Annotated in this window: 1 protein-coding gene; it reads left to right on the top strand. The window is 54.4% G+C overall.

Annotation, left to right across the window (positions count from 1 at the left end; translation table 11 throughout):
* Positions 1-112: 112 nt before the first annotated feature.
* The coding region (locus HMPREF0860_RS06000) for an InlB B-repeat-containing protein (protein WP_425314979.1) at positions 113-535 on the top strand (423 nt) is incomplete at its 3' end.

Here is a 535-nt window from a genome sequence, read left to right as displayed (position 1 = left end):
TGCGACGGCGGACGACCCTGCGCAGTACAACGTTGACTATTGGACGGTAAGCGCAGGCGCCTTTGAAGCGGGAACGGGAGCAAGCGAGAGCACGATCGCAAAGATAAAGGTAGTGCAACCGGTAACCGTAACGGTAAAGTTCAAACTTAAAACCGTACCGCCCGTGCAAACGTACAAGGTAGAGCTTGACTGCAATATCGGCGGCAATGTAAGGGTAACGCCTGCACTGAGCGAAAACGGCATGGTAGCCGAAAACACCGAGCTTACCTTTACGGCAACGCCGCTTCAAGGCTACGATCTTGAAAAGTGGACGCTTAACGGCACAGAAGTAAACGGCACCGCGCTTACCTACACGCTCAAAGTTACCCGGGCGGCAAAGGTTGAGGTATTCTTCAAAACGAACGGCGGAACGCCTCCGGTCAATCATACGGTCATGCTTACACCGCCGGAGCACGGCAGTGTAGATACTGTACCGGTAATCCCGCCCGGCCATCACAAAGTGCCCGAAGGCACCGAACTTATCTTTACGGCAGTG

Source organism: Treponema socranskii subsp. socranskii VPI DR56BR1116 = ATCC 35536 (assembly GCF_000468115.1).
GTDB classification, from domain to species: Bacteria; Spirochaetota; Spirochaetia; order Treponematales; family Treponemataceae; genus Treponema_D; species Treponema_D socranskii.
This window is presented reverse-complemented; position numbering and strand designations above follow the sequence as displayed.